Origin of the sequence: Desulfovibrio sp. (assembly GCF_014803725.1) — a bacterium.
Lineage (GTDB): Bacteria > Desulfobacterota > Desulfovibrionia > Desulfovibrionales > Desulfovibrionaceae > Desulfovibrio.
Genome location: NZ_JAAVBE010000018.1, coordinates 44017 through 60115 on the forward strand (window position 1 = coordinate 44017; position 16099 = coordinate 60115).

10 protein-coding genes, 1 tRNA gene and 1 pseudogene are annotated in these 16099 nt (G+C 66.2%); 3 read left to right on the plus strand and 9 right to left on the minus strand.

Going from position 1 to position 16099, the window contains the following annotated elements; all coding sequences use genetic code 11:
- Nucleotides 1–6 precede the first annotated feature (6 nt).
- From aspS to HDR50_RS05490, 8 genes are all read right to left on the minus strand, one after another.
- Nucleotides 7–1881, minus strand: coding sequence for an aspartate--tRNA ligase (gene aspS / locus HDR50_RS05455; protein WP_291356661.1), 1875 nt, complete (start codon nucleotides 1879–1881; stop codon nucleotides 7–9).
- Nucleotides 1882–1884: 3 nt separating this feature from the next.
- Nucleotides 1885–3180 (minus strand): histidine--tRNA ligase, encoded by a 1296-nt coding sequence (hisS, locus tag HDR50_RS05460; RefSeq protein WP_291356663.1) that lies wholly within the window; start codon nucleotides 3178–3180, stop codon nucleotides 1885–1887.
- Complete coding sequence (gene purF / locus HDR50_RS05465; protein WP_291356665.1) at nucleotides 3177–4571, minus strand: amidophosphoribosyltransferase; 1395 nt, start codon at nucleotides 4569–4571, stop codon at nucleotides 3177–3179. Before purF ends, hisS begins: the two co-directional genes overlap by 4 nt.
- A 25-nt stretch (nucleotides 4572–4596) precedes the next feature.
- Nucleotides 4597–5424 (minus strand): hypothetical protein, encoded by an 828-nt coding sequence (locus HDR50_RS05470; RefSeq protein ID WP_291356667.1) that lies wholly within the window; start codon nucleotides 5422–5424, stop codon nucleotides 4597–4599.
- Nucleotides 5417–7939 carry a DNA gyrase subunit A gene (gyrA, locus tag HDR50_RS05475; RefSeq protein WP_291356679.1) on the minus strand — a complete coding sequence of 841 codons (2523 nt, stop codon included), beginning with the start codon at nucleotides 7937–7939 and terminating at the stop codon, nucleotides 5417–5419. Before gyrA ends, HDR50_RS05470 begins: the two co-directional genes overlap by 8 nt.
- A 449-nt stretch (nucleotides 7940–8388) precedes the next feature.
- On the minus strand, nucleotides 8389–10848 hold the full coding sequence (gene gyrB, locus HDR50_RS05480) for a DNA topoisomerase (ATP-hydrolyzing) subunit B (RefSeq protein ID WP_291356669.1): 2460 nt from the start codon (nucleotides 10846–10848) through the stop codon (nucleotides 8389–8391).
- A gap of 58 nt (nucleotides 10849–10906) precedes the next feature.
- On the minus strand, nucleotides 10907–12058 hold the full coding sequence (dnaN, locus tag HDR50_RS05485) for a DNA polymerase III subunit beta (RefSeq protein WP_291356671.1): 1152 nt from the start codon (nucleotides 12056–12058) through the stop codon (nucleotides 10907–10909).
- A gap of 154 nt (nucleotides 12059–12212) precedes the next feature.
- Nucleotides 12213–13601, minus strand: a complete 1389-nt coding sequence (locus tag HDR50_RS05490) for a helix-turn-helix domain-containing protein (protein WP_291356673.1) — start codon at nucleotides 13599–13601, stop codon at nucleotides 12213–12215.
- Nucleotides 13602–13904: 303 nt separating this feature from the next.
- On the opposite strand from HDR50_RS05490, the gene HDR50_RS05495 reads away from it, so the two are divergent.
- The 3 genes from HDR50_RS05495 (at nucleotide 13905) to HDR50_RS05505 (ending at nucleotide 15781) form a co-directional block, all read left to right on the plus strand.
- A complete protein-coding gene (locus tag HDR50_RS05495) occupies nucleotides 13905–15377 on the plus strand; it encodes a M23 family metallopeptidase (protein WP_291356675.1) in 1473 nt (490 codons plus the stop codon).
- 30 nt (nucleotides 15378–15407) lie between these two features.
- Nucleotides 15408–15632 (plus strand): hypothetical protein, encoded by a 225-nt coding sequence (locus tag HDR50_RS05500; RefSeq protein ID WP_291356677.1) that lies wholly within the window; start codon nucleotides 15408–15410, stop codon nucleotides 15630–15632.
- A 72-nt stretch (nucleotides 15633–15704) separates the two neighbouring features.
- Nucleotides 15705–15781 (plus strand) — tRNA-Pro (locus HDR50_RS05505).
- 120 nt (nucleotides 15782–15901) lie between these two features.
- Here HDR50_RS05505 and HDR50_RS05510 read toward each other — a convergent pair.
- A pseudogene (locus tag HDR50_RS05510) lies at nucleotides 15902–16099 on the minus strand (IS5/IS1182 family transposase); the annotation flags it as partial.

The window sequence follows — 16099 nt, forward strand, 5'->3', positions numbered from 1 at the left end:
GGCGGTTCAAGCCTCTGCGCGGGCCGCACTTTCCGCGGCGGCTTCCGCCTTCTGCTCCTGCCTGGCGGCCTCGCGCAGGCGCAGGCCCAGCTCGCGCAATTGCGCGGCCGACACGGGGGAGGGCGCCTGGGTGAGGAGGCAGGTGGCCTTTTGCGTCTTGGGGAAAGCGATAACATCGCGGATGCTCGATGCGCCCGAAAGCAGCATGACCAGCCTGTCCAGCCCGAACGCAAGACCGCCATGCGGCGGCGCGCCCTGCTCCAGCGCCTGCAGCAGGAAGCCGAACTGCGCCTCGGCCGACTCCGGCGTGAAGCCGAGGGCCTTGAACATGGCGCGCTGTGCTTCGGCCCGGTGGATGCGGATGGAGCCGCCGCCCACCTCGTTGCCGTTGAGCACGAGGTCATAGGCCCGGGCGCGCGTGGCGCCCGGGTCGCTGCTCATGAGCGCCTCGTGTCCCTCGGCCGGGGACGTGAAAGGATGGTGGCAGGCCACATAGCGCTTTTCTTCCTCGTCATACTCAAAGAGCGGGAATTCCGTCACCCACAGGAAGTTGAAGCTGTCTTCGGGGATGAGCCCGAGCTGCTGGCCGAGGCGGACGCGCAGATTGCCCAGGGCCGCGTTGACCATGGCCGGCTCCCCGGCCTGGAAGAACACGATGTCGCCCACTTCGAGGCCGAGCTCGCGGGCGATGGCCTCGCGCTCCTTTTCTGACAAAAACTTGGCGATGGGAGACTGCCACTCGTTCTCGCGGATCTTGATCCACGCGAGACCCTGGGCGCCGTAAATGCGCACAAAGTCCGTGAGTTCGTCGATCTCTTTGCGCGTCAGGCTTTCGCCGCCGGGCACGCGCATGGCCTTGACGAGCCTCGCCTGGCTGAAGAGCTTGAAGCCCGAGCAGCGCACATGCTCCGTGATGTCGTGGAGCTCCAGCCCGAAACGGGTGTCCGGCTTGTCCACGCCATAGCGGGCCATGGCCTCCTCCCAGGTCATGCGCGGGAAGGGCGGCGCAAGCTCGCGGCCGAGGGCGGCCTTGAACACGGCCTTCATGAGGCCTTCGGCCACGCTCATGACCGCTTCCTCGTCCACAAAGCTCATTTCAAGGTCGACCTGGGTGAATTCGGGCTGGCGGTCGGCGCGCAGATCCTCGTCGCGGAAGCAGCGCACGATCTGGAAATAGCGGTCAAAGCCGGCCACCATGAGCAGTTGCTTGAAAAGCTGCGGCGACTGCGGGAGGGCGTAAAACTCGCCGGGATTGAGCCGGCTCGGCACGAGGAAGTCGCGCGCGCCCTCGGGCGTGGACTTGGTGAGCACCGGCGTTTCCACCTCCACAAAGCCCTCGCCGTCGAGATAGCGGCGCATGGCCTGGGCGACAGTGTGGCGCAAGCGCAATGCGGACTGCATGCGCGGCCGGCGAAGGTCCAGTGCGCGGTTGGCGAGGCGCAGGTTCTCGCCGGCGTCGGCGCGGTCCTCGATGGGGAAGGGCGGGGTCCTGGAAGTGTTGAGCAGCTTCCAGTCGTTGACCACAACCTCGATCTCGCCGGTGGGCATGTTGGGGTTCACCATGCCCTCGGGGCGGTGGCGCACCTTGCCCTTGACCGCAATGACGTACTCGCTGCGCAGGATATGGGCGTTTTCGTGGGCCCTGGGCGCGATGTCCGGGCTGAAGACCACCTGGGTGAGGCCCTCGCGGTCGCGCAGGTCAACAAAAATGAGGCCCCCGTGGTCGCGGCGGTACTGCACCCAGCCCATGAGGCAGACCTCGGCGCCGATGTCGGCCGCCGTGAGGCTGCCGCAATCGTGGCTGCGCTTCCAGCCGCCAAGGCCGGTGATGAATTTCCCATGCTCCTGCTGGAGATCCTGCGATTCCTGGGTCTTGTCCATGGCTTATCCGTTGTGGTTCGGGCTGGAAGGGGTTTTGGCGCAAAGGTCGGCGAGCCTCGCCGGGGCCTCGGCCTGCGGCAGCGTGGCCTGCTCGCCGTTTTCCATATCGCGGAGGGTGACGCGCCCTTCCGCCGCCTCGTCCGGGCCGATGATGCAGCAATAGCGCGCGCTGCTCCGGGCGGCCTTGCGCATGAGGCTCTTGAAGGAGCCGCCGGCATATTCGAGCTCGCAGGCGAGGCCCAGCTTGCGCAGGGCTTCGGCGAGAGCGAAGGTCTGCACGCGGCCGGCCTCGTCAGGGGCAACGAGGAAGCAGTCGGGCCGGGCGGGTGCAACTTCGGGCAGCAGCAGGGCGAGGCGCTCCATGCCGCAGGCAAAGCCCACGCCCGGCGCATCCGGGCCGCCGAGCTGCGCGGTGAGCCCGTCATAGCGGCCGCCCCCGGCCACGGCCGTCTGCGCGCCGATATGGCCGCTCACCACCTCGAAGGTGGTGCGGCAATAATAGTCAAGGCCGCGCACGAGGCGGTGGTCGATCTCGGCAGAGATGCCCTGCTGCGCCAGCAGTTCCAGCACGGTGTCGAAATGGCGTTTGCAGTCCGGGCAATTGTGGTCAATGAGGCGCGGGGCGCCCTCTGTGAGTCTGCGGCAGCCTTCATGCTTGCAATCGAGCACGCGCAGGGGATTGCTCCCGGCGCGGCGGCGGCAGTCCTCGCAGAGGGCGTTCTGGTCCACGCCGGCGAGATACCGGCGCAGGGCCTCCATATAGGCGGGCCGGCACGTGGCGCAGCCCAGGGAATTGAGCTTGAGCGTGAGGCCGCGGATGCCCAGGGCGGCCAAAAAGCGCCAGAGCATGGCGATGAGCTCGGCGTCCGCAAAGGGGCTTTCCGTGCCCAGGCACTCGCAGTTGATCTGGTGGAACTGGCGCATGCGGCCCTTTTGCGGCCGCTCGTAGCGGAACATGGGCCCCATGGTGAAGAAGCGCTGCGGGCCGCCGCGCCCGTCCGCAAGGCCGGCCTCGATGCAGGCGCGCATGACCCCGGCCGTGGCCTCGGGCCGCAAGGTCACGGAGCGGCCCTTGCGGTCAGGGAAGGTGTACATCTCCTTTTGCACCACGTCCGTCTCCGCGCCGATGGAGCGCTGAAAAAGGCCCGTGAACTCGAGGAGCGGCGTGCGCAATTCCGCAAAGCCGTAACGGGTAAAGATGTCGCGCCCGCAGGCTTCCATGCGGGTGAAGGCGTCGCTCTCCGGCGGAAAGAGATCCGCAAAGCCCTTGATGCGGCTGATACCGCGCGACTCGCTCATGACCGCTTCCCCTCAAGTGAGAACTTGGCGCAGCCCTCGCAGGGCACCGCATAGTCGCCGTTGAAACAGGCGAGGCAGAAGTCGTCCGAGTGCATGACCGAGCGCAACAGGCCGTCGATGCTCAGGTAATGCAGCGAATCCACATCCAGGCGCCGGATAATCTCGTCCATCTCGCACTGGGCCGCGATGAGCTCGCCGCGCGAGGAAAAGTCCACGCCGTAGTGGCAGGGGAACTTCACCGGCGGGCTTGAGATGCGGATATGCACCTCTTTCGCCCCGAGCTCGCGCAGCTTTTTCACGCGGGTCATCATGGTGGTGCCGCGAACGATGGAGTCGTCCACGATGCAGATGCGCTTGCCCTCGATCATGGCGCGCACCGGGTTGATCTTCACGCGGACGCCGAAATTGCGCATACTCTGCGTGGGCTGGATGAAGGTGCGGCCCACATAGTGGTTGCGGATCATGGCGTGCTCGTAGGGGAGCTCCGCGCACTGGGCGAAGCCCACCGCCGAATACACGCCGGAATCGGGGAAGGGCATGATGAAGTCCACGTCCGGGGTGGATTCGTGCGCCAGTTGCCAGCCCATCTGCTTGCGGCAGACATAGACCTGCTCGTTGAACACGTAGGAGTCGGGCCGGGCGAAATAGACGAGCTCGAAGATGCACTGGCGCGGCCTCGCCGGATGCGGCCCGGGAAGCCGGCTCGAGTGCTCGCCCATGGCGTCCACCACGATCATCTCCCCGGGCTCCACGGCGCGTTCGTAGTCGGCCTCCAGAAGGTCGAAGGCGCAGGTCTCGGAGGCGAACACCGGGGCGCCGTCGAGCCGCCCCAGCGCCAGCGGGTGGAAGCCGTAGGGGTCGCGCACGGCGATGAGCGTGCCGCCGCAGAGGATGAGGAAGCAATAGGCGCCTTTAAGGCGCGAGCAGGCCTCGGCCACGGCCTCGGGCAAGTCCTTGTGGCGCAGCGAGCGCACGAGGAGGTGCATGAACACCTCGCTGTCATTGCCCGTGGAGAAGATGGCCCCCTCGTTTTCGAGCTCGGCCCGAAGCTCCGCCGCATTGACGAGGTTGCCGTTGTGCGCGAGGGCGATGTCCTGCCCCTGGAAGCGGGCGATGAAAGGCTGCGCGTTGCGCTGCGAGGCGCCGCCCGTGGTGGAATAGCGCACATGACCGATGGCCGTGCGCCCGGTGAGGCGGCGCAGCACCTCCTCGGAAAAGACATCGGGCACGAGGCCCATGCTCTTGTGGTCGTGCATGCCGTCCGCGTCCACCGTGACGATGCCCGCGCTTTCCTGGCCGCGGTGCTGCTGGGCGTAGAGCCCGAAATAGGCGAGCTTGGCCGCGTCGTCGTGGCCGTAGATGCCGAAAAGGCCGCATTCATGCCGTATCATTGTGCTTCTTGTTCCCGTAGTGGCGTTATTGGCCGCTCTTCAGTGTCTTGCGCAAATGCGCGATGCGGTTGTCCATGACCGCCGGGTTCGGGTAGGCGTCCCGCGCCGCCTCGAACTGGGCGAGGGCCTCCTTGCGGCGGCCGAGCTGTTCCAGCGCATCGGCGAGGAGGTAGCCGGCCTGGCCGCGCACTTCCTCGTCCGGGCCGCTGTCCAAAATCTGCTGGCACAGGTCCGCCACTTCCTGCCAGCGCTCGCGGGCCATGTTCTGGTCCGCGAGGTCGAGCATGCAGCGGATCTTGTCATGGTCTGGCAGGGGGAGCGCAAGGCACTGGGCCAGGCTTTCCTCCCCGGCCTCGAAGCGCCGGCGGCTGAACTGCATGGCCGCGAGATGGCGGAAGCCCTCCACCCGGCGGGCGCCGCCGATGCCCGCCAGACCCGTATAGGCCGCCCAGGCCCCGGCCGCCTGGTCATAGCGGCGCAGGCGCTCGCACACAAGGCCCATGTGCTCCAAAATGTCGGCCATGCGGCCGTCGTCGTCCTCGTATTCCGCGCGCATGGCCTCCAGCACTTCCAGGCTCGCGCGCGACTCGGGCCCCGCGGAATTGAGCACCTGCAGCAAAAGCTGCCAAGCCTCCCAGCGGCGTTCGGCCTCGGGGCCGCGGCGCTCCGCGTCCTTCGTCTCCTCCCGGAGATAGCGCTCCAAAAGGCGCTCGGCAAGGGGCCAGTTGCGCTCGGCCACGGCCGCGCGCGCGTCCGCCAGGTCGTCGGCGAGGATCTGCCCGCGGTCACAGCCTGCGCCCGCAAACGCCAGAAGGCACAGGAGCGCGAGGGCCGCGAGCCGCCGCTCAGGCATCCGCGTCCCCGTCGCCGGAATTTTCCGCATCATCGGCCGCCAGCGCCGCGTCCTCCGCGGCCACGGCCTCGGCCACTTCCTCGTCCTCGATCATGCCGGGGCCCTGCTGGCCGCCGTCGTCCACGCGGTCGAAGCCCACCACGCGCGCGCCCTCGTCGAGGCGCACCAGCATCACGCCCATGGTGGCGCGGCCCTTGCTGCCCACCTCGTCCACGCCGATGCGGACCACCTTGTTGGCCGAGGTGAGCAGGATGAGGCCGTCGCGCTCGCGCACGGGCATGGCGCCCACCACAGGGCCGGTCTTGCCCGTGACCTTGAAATTGATGACGCCCTTGCCCCCGCGCGACTGCACGCGGTAGAGGTCCACGCGCGTGCGCTTGCCGTAGCCGTTGGCGGAAATGGACATGATCTCGGTGGTCTGGTCCGTGTCTTTCAGCACCACGCAGGCCACCACGCTGTCGTGCCGCCTGAGGGCCACGCCCTTGACGCCCGTGGCCGTGCGGCCCATGGGCCGGATATCCGCGCAGGAGAAGCGGATGGCCAGGCCGTCGGCCGTGGCCAGCACCACGTGCTCGTCGTCGCGGATGGGGCGCACCACCACGAGCTCGTCGTCCTCGCGCAGGCCCACGGCCATGAGGCCGCTGCGGCGGCAGCGCGCGTAGAGGGACGCCGAGGAGCGCTTGACCATGCCGCGCTTCGTCACGAAGAGGAAGTACTTGTCTTCGGCGAACTCGCGTAAGCTCAGCACCGTGGTCACCCATTCGCCCTCCTCCAGCGGGAGGAGGTTGTTGATATGCACGCCCTTGGCCGTGCGGCTGCCCTCGGGCACCTGATGCACCTTGAGCTGGTGCATGCGCCCCTTGTTGGTGAAGAGACAGAGATACTGGTGATTGGAGGTAACGAGGAATTCCTGCACATAATCGTCTTCGGACGTGTGCACCGCGGCGATGCCCTTGCCGCCGCGCTTCTGCTGCTGGTAGTTCTCGAGATTGGTGCGCTTCATGTAGCCGCGCCGCGAGAGCGTGATGACCACTTCCTCGTCCGGGATGAGGTCTTCCATCTCGATGCCGGAAAGGGGCTCGCGCAAAATCTCCGTCTTCCTCGGGGTGGCGAAGGCCTCGCTCACCTCGCGGATCTCGCGCTCCATCTCGCCGCGCAGCACTTCGGGATTTTCCAGCACCGAGCGGAAGAACTCGATCTTCTTGAGCAATTCCTGGTACTCGGCGAGCAGTTCGTCGCGCTGGAGCCCGGTGAGCCGCTGGAGCCGCATGTCGAGGATGGCGCGCGCCTGCACCTCCGAGAGGTCAAAGGTGCGCATGAGGCCGAGCCGCGCCTCCTCGGGCGTGGCCGAGGCGCGGATGAGCGCCACCACCTCGTCGATATGGTCGATGGCGATGCGCAGGCCCTCGAGGATATGGGCCCTGGCCTCGGCCTTTTCAAGGTCGAAGCGCGTGCGCCGGATGACCACCTCGCGTCGGTGGTCAATGAAGCAGGTGAGCGCGCTCTTCAAGTTGAGCAGGACGGGCCGGTTGTCGGCCACGGCCAGCATGTTGATGCCGAAGCTCGATTCCAGGGGCGTGAACTTGTAGAGCGCGTTGATGACGATATCCGGGATGGTGCCGCGCTTTAAGTCAATGACGATGCGGATGCCCTTGCGGTCGGATTCGTCGCGCAAGTCCGCAATGCCGTCCAGCTTGCGGTCATTGACGAGGGCCGCGATCTTTTCCACCAGCGAAGACTTGTTGAGCCCGAAGGGGATCTCGGTGATGATGACCGACTGGAGCCCCTTCTTTCGCTCCTCGATGACGGTCTTGCCGCGCACCTTCACGGTGCCCCGGCCCGTGCGGTAGGCGTCCGCAAGGCCCTTGCCGGCATAGACCGAGCCCGCTGTGGGGAAGTCCGGCCCGCGCACGATGTCCATGAGCTCGTCCACCGGGGCCTGCGGGTTTTCGAGCAGCAGCAGCAGGGCTTCGCAAAGCTCGCCCAGGTTGTGCGGCGGGATGTTGGTGGCCATGCCCACGGCGATGCCCGAGGAGCCGTTGAGGAGCAGGTTGGGCACCTTGGCCGGCAGCACCGTGGGCTCTTCCAGCGTGTTGTCGTAGTTGGGCCGGAAGTCCACGGTGTTCTTGTCGAGGTCGCCGAGAAATTCCTGCGCAAGGCGCGAAAGGCGCACCTCGGTGTAGCGCATGGCCGCGGCCGAGTCGCCGTCGATGGAGCCGAAATTGCCCTGCCCGTCCACCAGCGGGTCGCGCATGGAAAAATCCTGGGCCATGCGCACCAGCGCGTCATAGACCGCCGAATCGCCGTGCGGGTGGTACTTGCCGATGACATCGCCCACGATGCGCGCGGACTTCTTGTGCGGCCGGTTGTAGCTGTTGCCGAGCTCGTGCTGCGCGTACATGATGCGCCTATGCACGGGCTTCAGGCCGTCGCGCGCGTCCGGGATGGCGCGGCCGATGATGACCGAAAGCGAATACTCCAGATAGGACTGGCGCAATTCCTTTTCAATATTGATGCGCGGATGCGTTTCGGCCGGATACTGTTCGCTGTCTGCCACGCTGCCCTCGCAGGGAAATGACGGTGAAAGGGGNAAGNGCCNGNTATGCTGCCGATGCCGTAGCGGCCNGCNNCNTACATGAGGAGGAGCAANAGCCCCTCGCCNANGCACACGCGGGCCACGGCCCCGAAAAGCCGCCTGGTCTGGCTNGCCCAGCGCGTGGCCACAAAGAGGAAGACCAGGATATTGCAGAACAGGATGAGCAAAATCGCCGGGAAAAACACCTCATAGGCATAGGGCCACGCCTCGAGGGCGATGGTCAGCCAGAGGCAGAANCCGGCGCAGATGAGCCAGCCCGCCACGGCCACCACCCAGGAGAGCCAGCCGGTGGGCCTTTTCGCCGNGGCGCTTTCCGCCANCTGCNGCGCGTCGTCATGCTGCTCGGCCATGTGCTTTCTCCCTGCCNGCTAGATGTCGAGGTCCTGCACGGAAAGCGCGTTGCGCTCGATAAATTCGCGCCTNGGCTCCACGCGGTCGCCCATGAGCTCCTCNAAGGCCTCNGAGGCCGAGAGCGCGTCNTCCACGGACACCTGGAGCAGNACGCGGTTTTCCGGGTTCATGGTGGTGGTCCAGAGCTGTTCCGGGTTCATCTCGCCAAGGCCCTTGTAGCGCTGGATATTGATGCCCTTGCGCGCCTCGTCCAGCACCTGNGCGAGCAGGCGGAANACATCGTCCACGCTGGCCTCGCCGTCCTTGCGCACNAGNGTGAAGGCAAGGCCNCCGCATTCCTCGCGCAGCTCGNTNAAGAGCTGCCAGGTGCGNCGGTANAGCCNNGAGGCNAAAAACTCCATGCCNCGCCTGGTGTGGTGGCTGCCCGCGTTCTCGAAATTGGCGAAGAGGCGCACNTCGTCGTCCTCCTCGCTGCGTTCGCGCTCNAGNGTGAGCAAGTAGCCGTTCTTGTTGAGCCATTCGGTGAATTCGCNCTCGCCCTTGGCAAGCAGCTCCTCCAGCGTCTCCNTGTCCACCCNNGTGGGNTAGGTGACGAGCGTGAGGAAGAGGTCGCGCGNCATGCCGCCGCTCTCGGCCTCGGCCACGCGCTGCTCAAGGGTCTCGATGCGGCGCATGAGCCCGATNAGCTCCTTGCCGGCAAAGGTCTTGCCGTTGGNNGCCACCACGCTCACGTCCTCGCTCACGCGCGAGAGGAGNAAGGCGTTGAGCTCGGCGTCGTCCTTGATGAATTTTTCCATGCGCGCNTTGTGCACGCGGTAGAGCGGCGGCTGCGCGATATAGACGAANCCGCGCTCCACCATCTCCTGGTACTGGCGGAANAAGAAGGTCAGNAGCAGGGTGCGGATGTGCGCGCCGTCCACGTCGGCATCGGTCATGATGATGATCTTGTGGTAGCGCAGCTTGTCGAGGTCCGTGTCTTCNTCGCCGATGCCCGCGCCCATGGCGGTGATGAGCGCNTTGACTTCNTTNTTNGCCAGCATGCGGTCNAAACGGGTGCGCTCGGTNTTGAGGATCTTGCCGCGCAGNGGGAGGATNGCCTGGATCTTGGGGTTGCGGCCCTGCTTGGCCGANCCGCCGGCCGAATCGCCCTCCACGATGAACAGCTCCGACTCNCCNGGGTCCTTGCTCTGGCAGTCGGCGAGCTTGCCGGGCAGCGAATTGTCNGANAGCGCGCCCTTGCGGCGCACNAGCTCCTTGGCGCGCCGGGCGGCGTCGCGGGCGCGGGCCGCGTCCAGCGCCTTGTCGATGATNAGGCGCACATCGCGCGGATTTTCCTCAAANAACACGTTNAGCCGGTCATAGGTGAGNCCGGCCACNAGGCCCGCCACCTCGGAGTTGCCGAGCTTGGTCTTGGTCTGGCCCTCGAACTGCGGCTGGGGCAGCTTGACGCTGACCACGGCCGTCAGGCCCTCGCGCACGTCGTCGCCGGAAAGGGCCGTGTTCTTGAGCTTTTTCACAAGGTCGGGCTGGCCCTTGATATAGCCGTTGATGGCCCTGGTGAGCGCCGTGCGGAAGCCCACGAGGTGNGTNCCNCCTTCCTTGGTGCGGATATTGTTGGCNAANGTGAGGATATTTTCCTTGTAGCCCGCGTTNTATTGCAGGGCNAANTCCACGCTCACGCTGTCNANCACGCCGTCGCCNGAGATGACNGGNTGGATGCCCTGCTCGCCGGAATTGAGGTCGCCCACGAATTGCCGGATGCCGCCCTCGGCGTGGAAGATGTGGCTCTCGCCGGTGCGNTCGTCNATGCACTCGATGGTGAGCCCGCTGTTGAGATAGGCCAGCTCCTCGAAGCGCTTTTTCAGAGTCTCGAAGGAAAATTCCAGCACCTCGAAGATCTCTTCGTCCGGCTTGAAGCGCACCGTGGTGCCGTGGCCCTCCACGCCCTCGCCGATGACGGCGAGCGCATCCTGCGGCACGCCGCGCGAATAGTGCTGGCGGTAGCGCCGCCCCTCGCGGCGCACCGTGACCGTAAGCTCCTCGGAAAGGGCGTTGACGCAGGACACGCCCACGCCGTGCAGGCCGCCCGAGACCTTGTAGCTCGTGTTGTCGAACTTGCCGCCCGCGTGGAGCTTGGTCATCACCACCTGCACCGCGGGCACGCCCTCCTTGGGATGGATGTCCACCGGGATGCCGCGGCCGTCGTCGCGCACGGTGACGGAATTGTCCGCATGCAGGGTGACGGTGATCTTGGTGCAATAGCCGGCCATGGCCTCGTCGATGGAATTGTCCACCACCTCGTACACGAGATGATGGAGCCCGCGCGCGTCCGTGGAGCCGATATACATGGCCGGGCGCTTGCGCACGGCCGACAGGCCCTCGAGGATGGTGATGGACGAGGCATTGTAGCCGGAGGCGCCCGAAGCTTGGGGCGCGGCGGGCGTTCCGGGCGTGGCGGGGAGCTGGCTTTGCGACATGGTTCCTTCCTTCAGGGCGAAACAGAAGCGGCTTAAACCAAAATACCGGGCGGACGGCCTACACGTCGTCCTCGGAATAGTAGGCCGCCTCGGAAACCTTCATGGGCATGATGATGACCGTATAGTCCGGGTCTTCGGCGCCGCGGATGCCGCAGGGCCCCTCCGGCCCGGTGAGGGTCATGTCCACGCGCGGCGAAACGAAGTGCGAGAACACGTCCATAAGGTTGCGCGTGGGAAAGGCGATGCGGCTGATGCTGCCGTCATAGCGCACTTCCAGGTTTTCCTGCGCCGAGCCCACGTCGGCGCCCTGGGCGGAGAGGCGCGCCTCGTCCCGGGCAAGGTCAAAATAGACGCAGCGGTCGCTTTCCGTATTAAAGATAAGGATGCGTCCGAGGGCGTCCATCCCCTCCTTGCGGTCAAGGTCGAGCCGGCTCGCGCCCTCGTCCTCAAGGCGGGCCATGAAGACCGTATAATCCGGGTAGTCATAGAGCGCGCGGGGCAGGCTCAGTGTCTCGGCGCGGTCGAGGCGGCGCAGGTAGAAGCGCTTGTCCGTGAGGTTGAGCTCGATCTCGTCCTCGCCGAGCCACTTGCGGATGTCGGGGAGATACTTCTTCTGGATGAGGACGCCGGCTTCGGGGAGGCGCGCCGCGAGCTCGTCATGGGTGATGGTGACGAGCGCGAACTGGTGGCCGTTGAGGCCGCACACGTCGATGCGGCCCTCGCCCCGTGGCTTGAGGCACAGGCAGGCGATGGCGTCCATGGCGTCGTCGTCGCTGATGCAGAAACTCACGCGGTCGAGCAGGCCGGAGAGGATATCGGCCGACCAGATGACCGCATTCTCCTCGGGAAATTCGGAAAAGTTCTGGAACCACTCGGGCCCGTTCACCGGCAGCCGGTAGGAGCGGCGCCCCTGCTCGAGGAGCAGGGTGCCCGCGTCGTCGAGGCTCAGGTGCAGCACGCCCGAGGGCAGCTGGCGCACGAGGTCCACGAAGGAGCGGCCCTGCACGCCGATGAGGCCCGGCTCCGCCACTTCGGCGGGATAGGTGCCGGTAAACTCGATGTTGGCGTCCGTGCTCATGAGCGAAAGCCCGTCCTCGCCGGCGCGGAGCCAGATGGAGCGCAAATAGGCCGCGCCCGCCTTGGAGGGGATGATGGCCGCAGCCTTTTGCAGGCCCTCGATGATCTGCTCTTTGTTAACGGCAAGTTTCATTTGATTGTCCTTGTTATTGGGGGTGAACCTTTGTGCTTAACTGCGGCAGCCTGTTGAGATTGCGGGAAAATTTTCGTCCATTCCTGCGCACGGTCTGCGCACGGGGCGCACAGCCCGCGGGTGCGTCGGCGGCGTGACGCGCCCCTGGGGACGCTCAGGGCACCGTATTTTCCAGCTCTGTCACCAGGGTGTGCACAACTTTGTCCGTATCCAGCAATTTGCGAATTTTCTTCACCGCATGGATGACCGTGCTGTGGTCGCGGCCGCCAAAGGCGCGGCCGAGCTCAGGATACGAGAGCCCGAGCTTGCGCCGGCAGAGATACATGGCCACCTGGCGGGCGAGCACGAGGTCCGGGCGGCGCCGAGTGCCGAGCACGTCCTCGGCCCTGAGGTTGAAGCCCCGCGCCACAAAGCCCACGATCTCGCGGCAGCCCGCGGGCCGCACGCTGCCCCCGGTGCGCACGATGTTCTCAAGGTCCGCCTGCAGGGGCGGCCGGCCATTGAGCTGGGCAAACGCCTCCACCTTGCGCAACAGGCCCTGGAGCAGGCTGAACTGCACGCAGCGCTGCGCGAGATAGAGCAGTTGCTCGCGCGTGAGCGGGAGCTCGCGCTCGCGCACGGCGCGCTGGAGATAGCGCAGGCGCACGTCGAGGTCGGGCTCCAGCAGCTCCAGCACGAGGCCGCTTTCAAGGCGGCTGCGCAGGCGAGCCACAAGGCGGGCGAGCTCTCGGGCCGGGCCGGCGTGGGCGAACACGAGCAGGCGCCCGGCCGGCCGGCCGTCCATCAGGGCCGCGAGGCTGCGCTGCCAGCGTGTCTCGCCGGCCAGATCCTGCATGTCATCCAGCAGGAGCGCGTGGCACTTGTGCCAGAAACCTTCCGCGCGCCCTTGCACAGGGGCGGCGCCCCCTTCGTCAAGAGCGCCGCAAAATTTCGCCGCGCCGCACAGGGTAATGGCCTCCGGCCCGAGGCGGCGCGCCAGCGTGGCCGCCATGGCCGTGAGCAGCTGCGTCTTGCCCGTGCCGCTCTTGCCGCAAAACACCAGGGCGCCACCGTCGGCCGGAGCGCCCTCGGCCGCGGCTTTTTTGGCCGTTGCCAGGGGGAAGGCGTTCTTGGCGTTGACGATGAAGCGGCCAAAAGCGTCTTCGGCCGGCATATCTTCGTCCGGCGCAGTTTCGTCCGCGGCCGGGAAATTTGTTTCCGGGGCGCGCACGGCCTCTTGGGCCATCCGGGGGGCCTCACGGAGTGCGAAAAGGCCGGCCGGCCCCCCCGGCGCCTCCTCATACCGGATGCCCGGCATTTCGGGAAAACAGCGGGCCAGCGCACTTTCAAAGCCGGCCTGTTTGTGGGCGCAAAACCAGCGGGCGAAATAGCTGTGCGGAAAGCCAACCACGAGGCGCCCGTCCTCCAGGCGCAGGGCCAGGGCGTCGAACCAGGCGCCCCCGGACGGAGCAGCGCCGGTACCGGCATCCGCCCCCCCGCGAGACCCGGTCTCGCCCGCAAGCAGCGGGCGCAAGCCCTGTTTCAGTTCTTCCACAGTCAGCATGGCATGCCCGTTGGCGCGGTCCCGGCAGGTCGCCGAACGCCTGCCCGGATCGCATCGAAATCAGCAGCCGGAAGCCCCTTCCGGCACCTGCGCGAACAGCGGTAAATAGCACAAAAAAGCGCCGGAAACAAGACTTTTCCACAGGGGGCGCTTTTCTGCGGCGCCCGAGGGCACCGCAGGGAGCGCGGGGGCGAGGTGGCCCCTGGCTGTGGAAAAGCCGGGGGGAGGCGGCGTGCGAAGTGGCGAAAGACGGCCCGCAACTGGACATGGGCGCGGCCTCCGATATATAGAACGCCCGTGACCATGCAAAAACGCGTACTTCTGGCCATCGCCGCGCTGGCCCTGCTGGCGGCAGGCTTTTTTGCCCATAAGGAGGGCCTGCTCTCCTTCGGGGAGCCCGGGCCGGCGCAGCAGGAGGCGACCGCGCCCGAGGCCGCGCCCCCTGCCGCGCCCGAAACCACGGCTGACGCCGGGGCCGCGGATCGCGCCGTGGTGCCGGCAATCGCGGAGCACGGCGCCGGCCTCCCTGCCAAAGACGCCCCGGAGAGCGCACCCGGGAGTGCCCCCGACACTGCCGCTGACGGGGCCGTCACGCATGGCGTGGTGGAAAAGGGCGACACCATCGCCAAGGTGCTGGGCAATGCGGCGGACGACGGCATCCAGCAATATGTGAGCGCGGCCCGGCGCGTGTTCTCGCTGCGCTCCTTCCGGGAAGGTCAGCCCTATGTGGTGGTGACCGACCCGGACTCGGGCCGGGTCAAGCGCTTCGAGTATGAGATCGACGGACGCCGGCGCCTCGTGGTGGAGGGGGACGAGACCCCCCAGGCGCGCGTGGAGCCCATCGAGTATGTCACCCTGCTCACCACGGCCGAGGGCGTCATCGACGACAATCTCTTCCAGGCCGTGGCCGACATCGGCGAAAGCCCGCAGCTCGCCCTGCGCCTCGCCGAGCTCTTCGGCTCGGAGGTGAACTTCATCCGCGACCTGCAGGAGGGCGACAGCTTCCGCGTGCTCGTGGAAAAGCGCTACCGCGAGGGCGAATACAAGGGCTACGGACGCATGCTGGCCGCGAGCTTCACCAACAAGGGCAAGACCTACGAAGCCTTCCTGTTCCGGGACGGGCAGGGGCGCCCCCAGCATTACAACAGCAAGGGCGAGAACCTGCACAAGACGCTCCTGCAGGCGCCGCTGGCCTTCACGCGCCTGACCTCGCGCTTCACGCACAGCCGGCGCCACCCCATCCTCGGCTCGCGGCGGCCGCATCTTGGCGTGGATTACGCGGCGCCCACGGGCACGCCGGTCAAGGCCGTGGGCGAGGGCGTTGTCATGAGGCGCGGCTGGGCCGGCGGCTACGGCAACCAGATCATCATCAAACATGCAGCCGGCCTCGAATCCATGTATGCCCATCTTTCCGGCTATGCGCGCGGCCTCAAACAGGGCCAGCGCGTGCGCCAGGGGCAGGTCATCGGCTTTGTGGGCAGTACCGGGCTTTCCACCGGGCCGCACCTCGATTTCCGCCTCAGGCAGAACGGCACCTTCATTAATCCGGCCAAGGCCATCAATCCCCGCGGGGAGCCGGTCTCGCGCAGGAACATGGCCCAGTTCGGCAAAACCGTGGCCGCCGCGCGCGACTATCTTGAAGGCCGGCGCCCTTTGGGCGACTATACGGTGGACAGCCTGGTGCCCGAGGCGCCGCAGGCGGAAGCGGCCCCGCCGGTTGCGCCGCAAAAAAAGCAGGTTCGCCGCCAGCCCCGCGCCCAAAAGCGGCGCAGCTAGGTGCTGGGAAGATACGGCAGGAGGACGGCCATGATCGCGCTCGATCCCTTGTGGGGCGGATTGAATGTGGTGCAGGACACGCCGCCGCACGACAGCCTCGGCATCTCCTACGCGCCAAGCCTCGTCACGGACGTGACGGCCGCGGTGCCGCAGCTCGATTCCATGGCCAGCGTGCAGTCCTTCATGGAGCACCAGTTCCGCGCCGCGGCGGAGAACATGTATGACTCGGGCCTCGTGGTGAGCACCTGGTCGTAAGGGCGCGTCCCCGCGCCTCGGCGGAGAAAACTCTTGACAGAGCCGCCGCCGGCGCGTAGGACAGACGGGCGTCGGGATGTAGCGCAGTCTGGGAGCGCACTTGAATGGGGTTCAAGGGGTCGAAGGTTCAAATCCTTTCATCCCGACCAGAAATTCCAAGGGGTTACGGTGAAAACCGTAACCCCTTTCTGCTTTAAGAATTTTTTTTTCCAACCCTATTTCCAACCTTTAGGGGGAAAATTGCGGAAAGTCTTGACTAGATAGTGTTGTCATTTGATATTCGCCCAAATCGCTATACATCTGATATGCACAGCAGCCAGGAATGAAGCCGTATTTTTCGCATATCGAGTGGCGATACCCCGCCAGCGCTTCAATTCCAAAAAGGCATTTTCAATAAGGTGCCGAAGTCGATAAAGATATTTATCGTAAGGACGTGGACGTTTCCGGCTTTTACGAGGAGGGATGAC

Coding starts and splice junctions, on each gene's coding strand:
- aspS (WP_291356661.1), bottom strand. CDS start 1,881: ATGGACAAGACCCAGGAATCGCAGGATCTCCAGCAGGAGCATGGGAAA.
- hisS (WP_291356663.1), bottom strand. CDS start 3,180: ATGAGCGAGTCGCGCGGTATCAGCCGCATCAAGGGCTTTGCGGATCTC.
- purF (WP_291356665.1), bottom strand. CDS start 4,571: ATGATACGGCATGAATGCGGCCTTTTCGGCATCTACGGCCACGACGAC.
- HDR50_RS05470 (WP_291356667.1), bottom strand. CDS start 5,424: ATGCCTGAGCGGCGGCTCGCGGCCCTCGCGCTCCTGTGCCTTCTGGCG.
- dnaN (WP_291356671.1), bottom strand. CDS start 12,058: ATGAAACTTGCCGTTAACAAAGAGCAGATCATCGAGGGCCTGCAAAAG.
- HDR50_RS05490 (WP_291356673.1), bottom strand. CDS start 13,601: ATGCTGACTGTGGAAGAACTGAAACAGGGCTTGCGCCCGCTGCTTGCG.
- HDR50_RS05495 (WP_291356675.1), top strand. CDS start 13,905: ATGCAAAAACGCGTACTTCTGGCCATCGCCGCGCTGGCCCTGCTGGCG.
- HDR50_RS05500 (WP_291356677.1), top strand. CDS start 15,408: ATGATCGCGCTCGATCCCTTGTGGGGCGGATTGAATGTGGTGCAGGAC.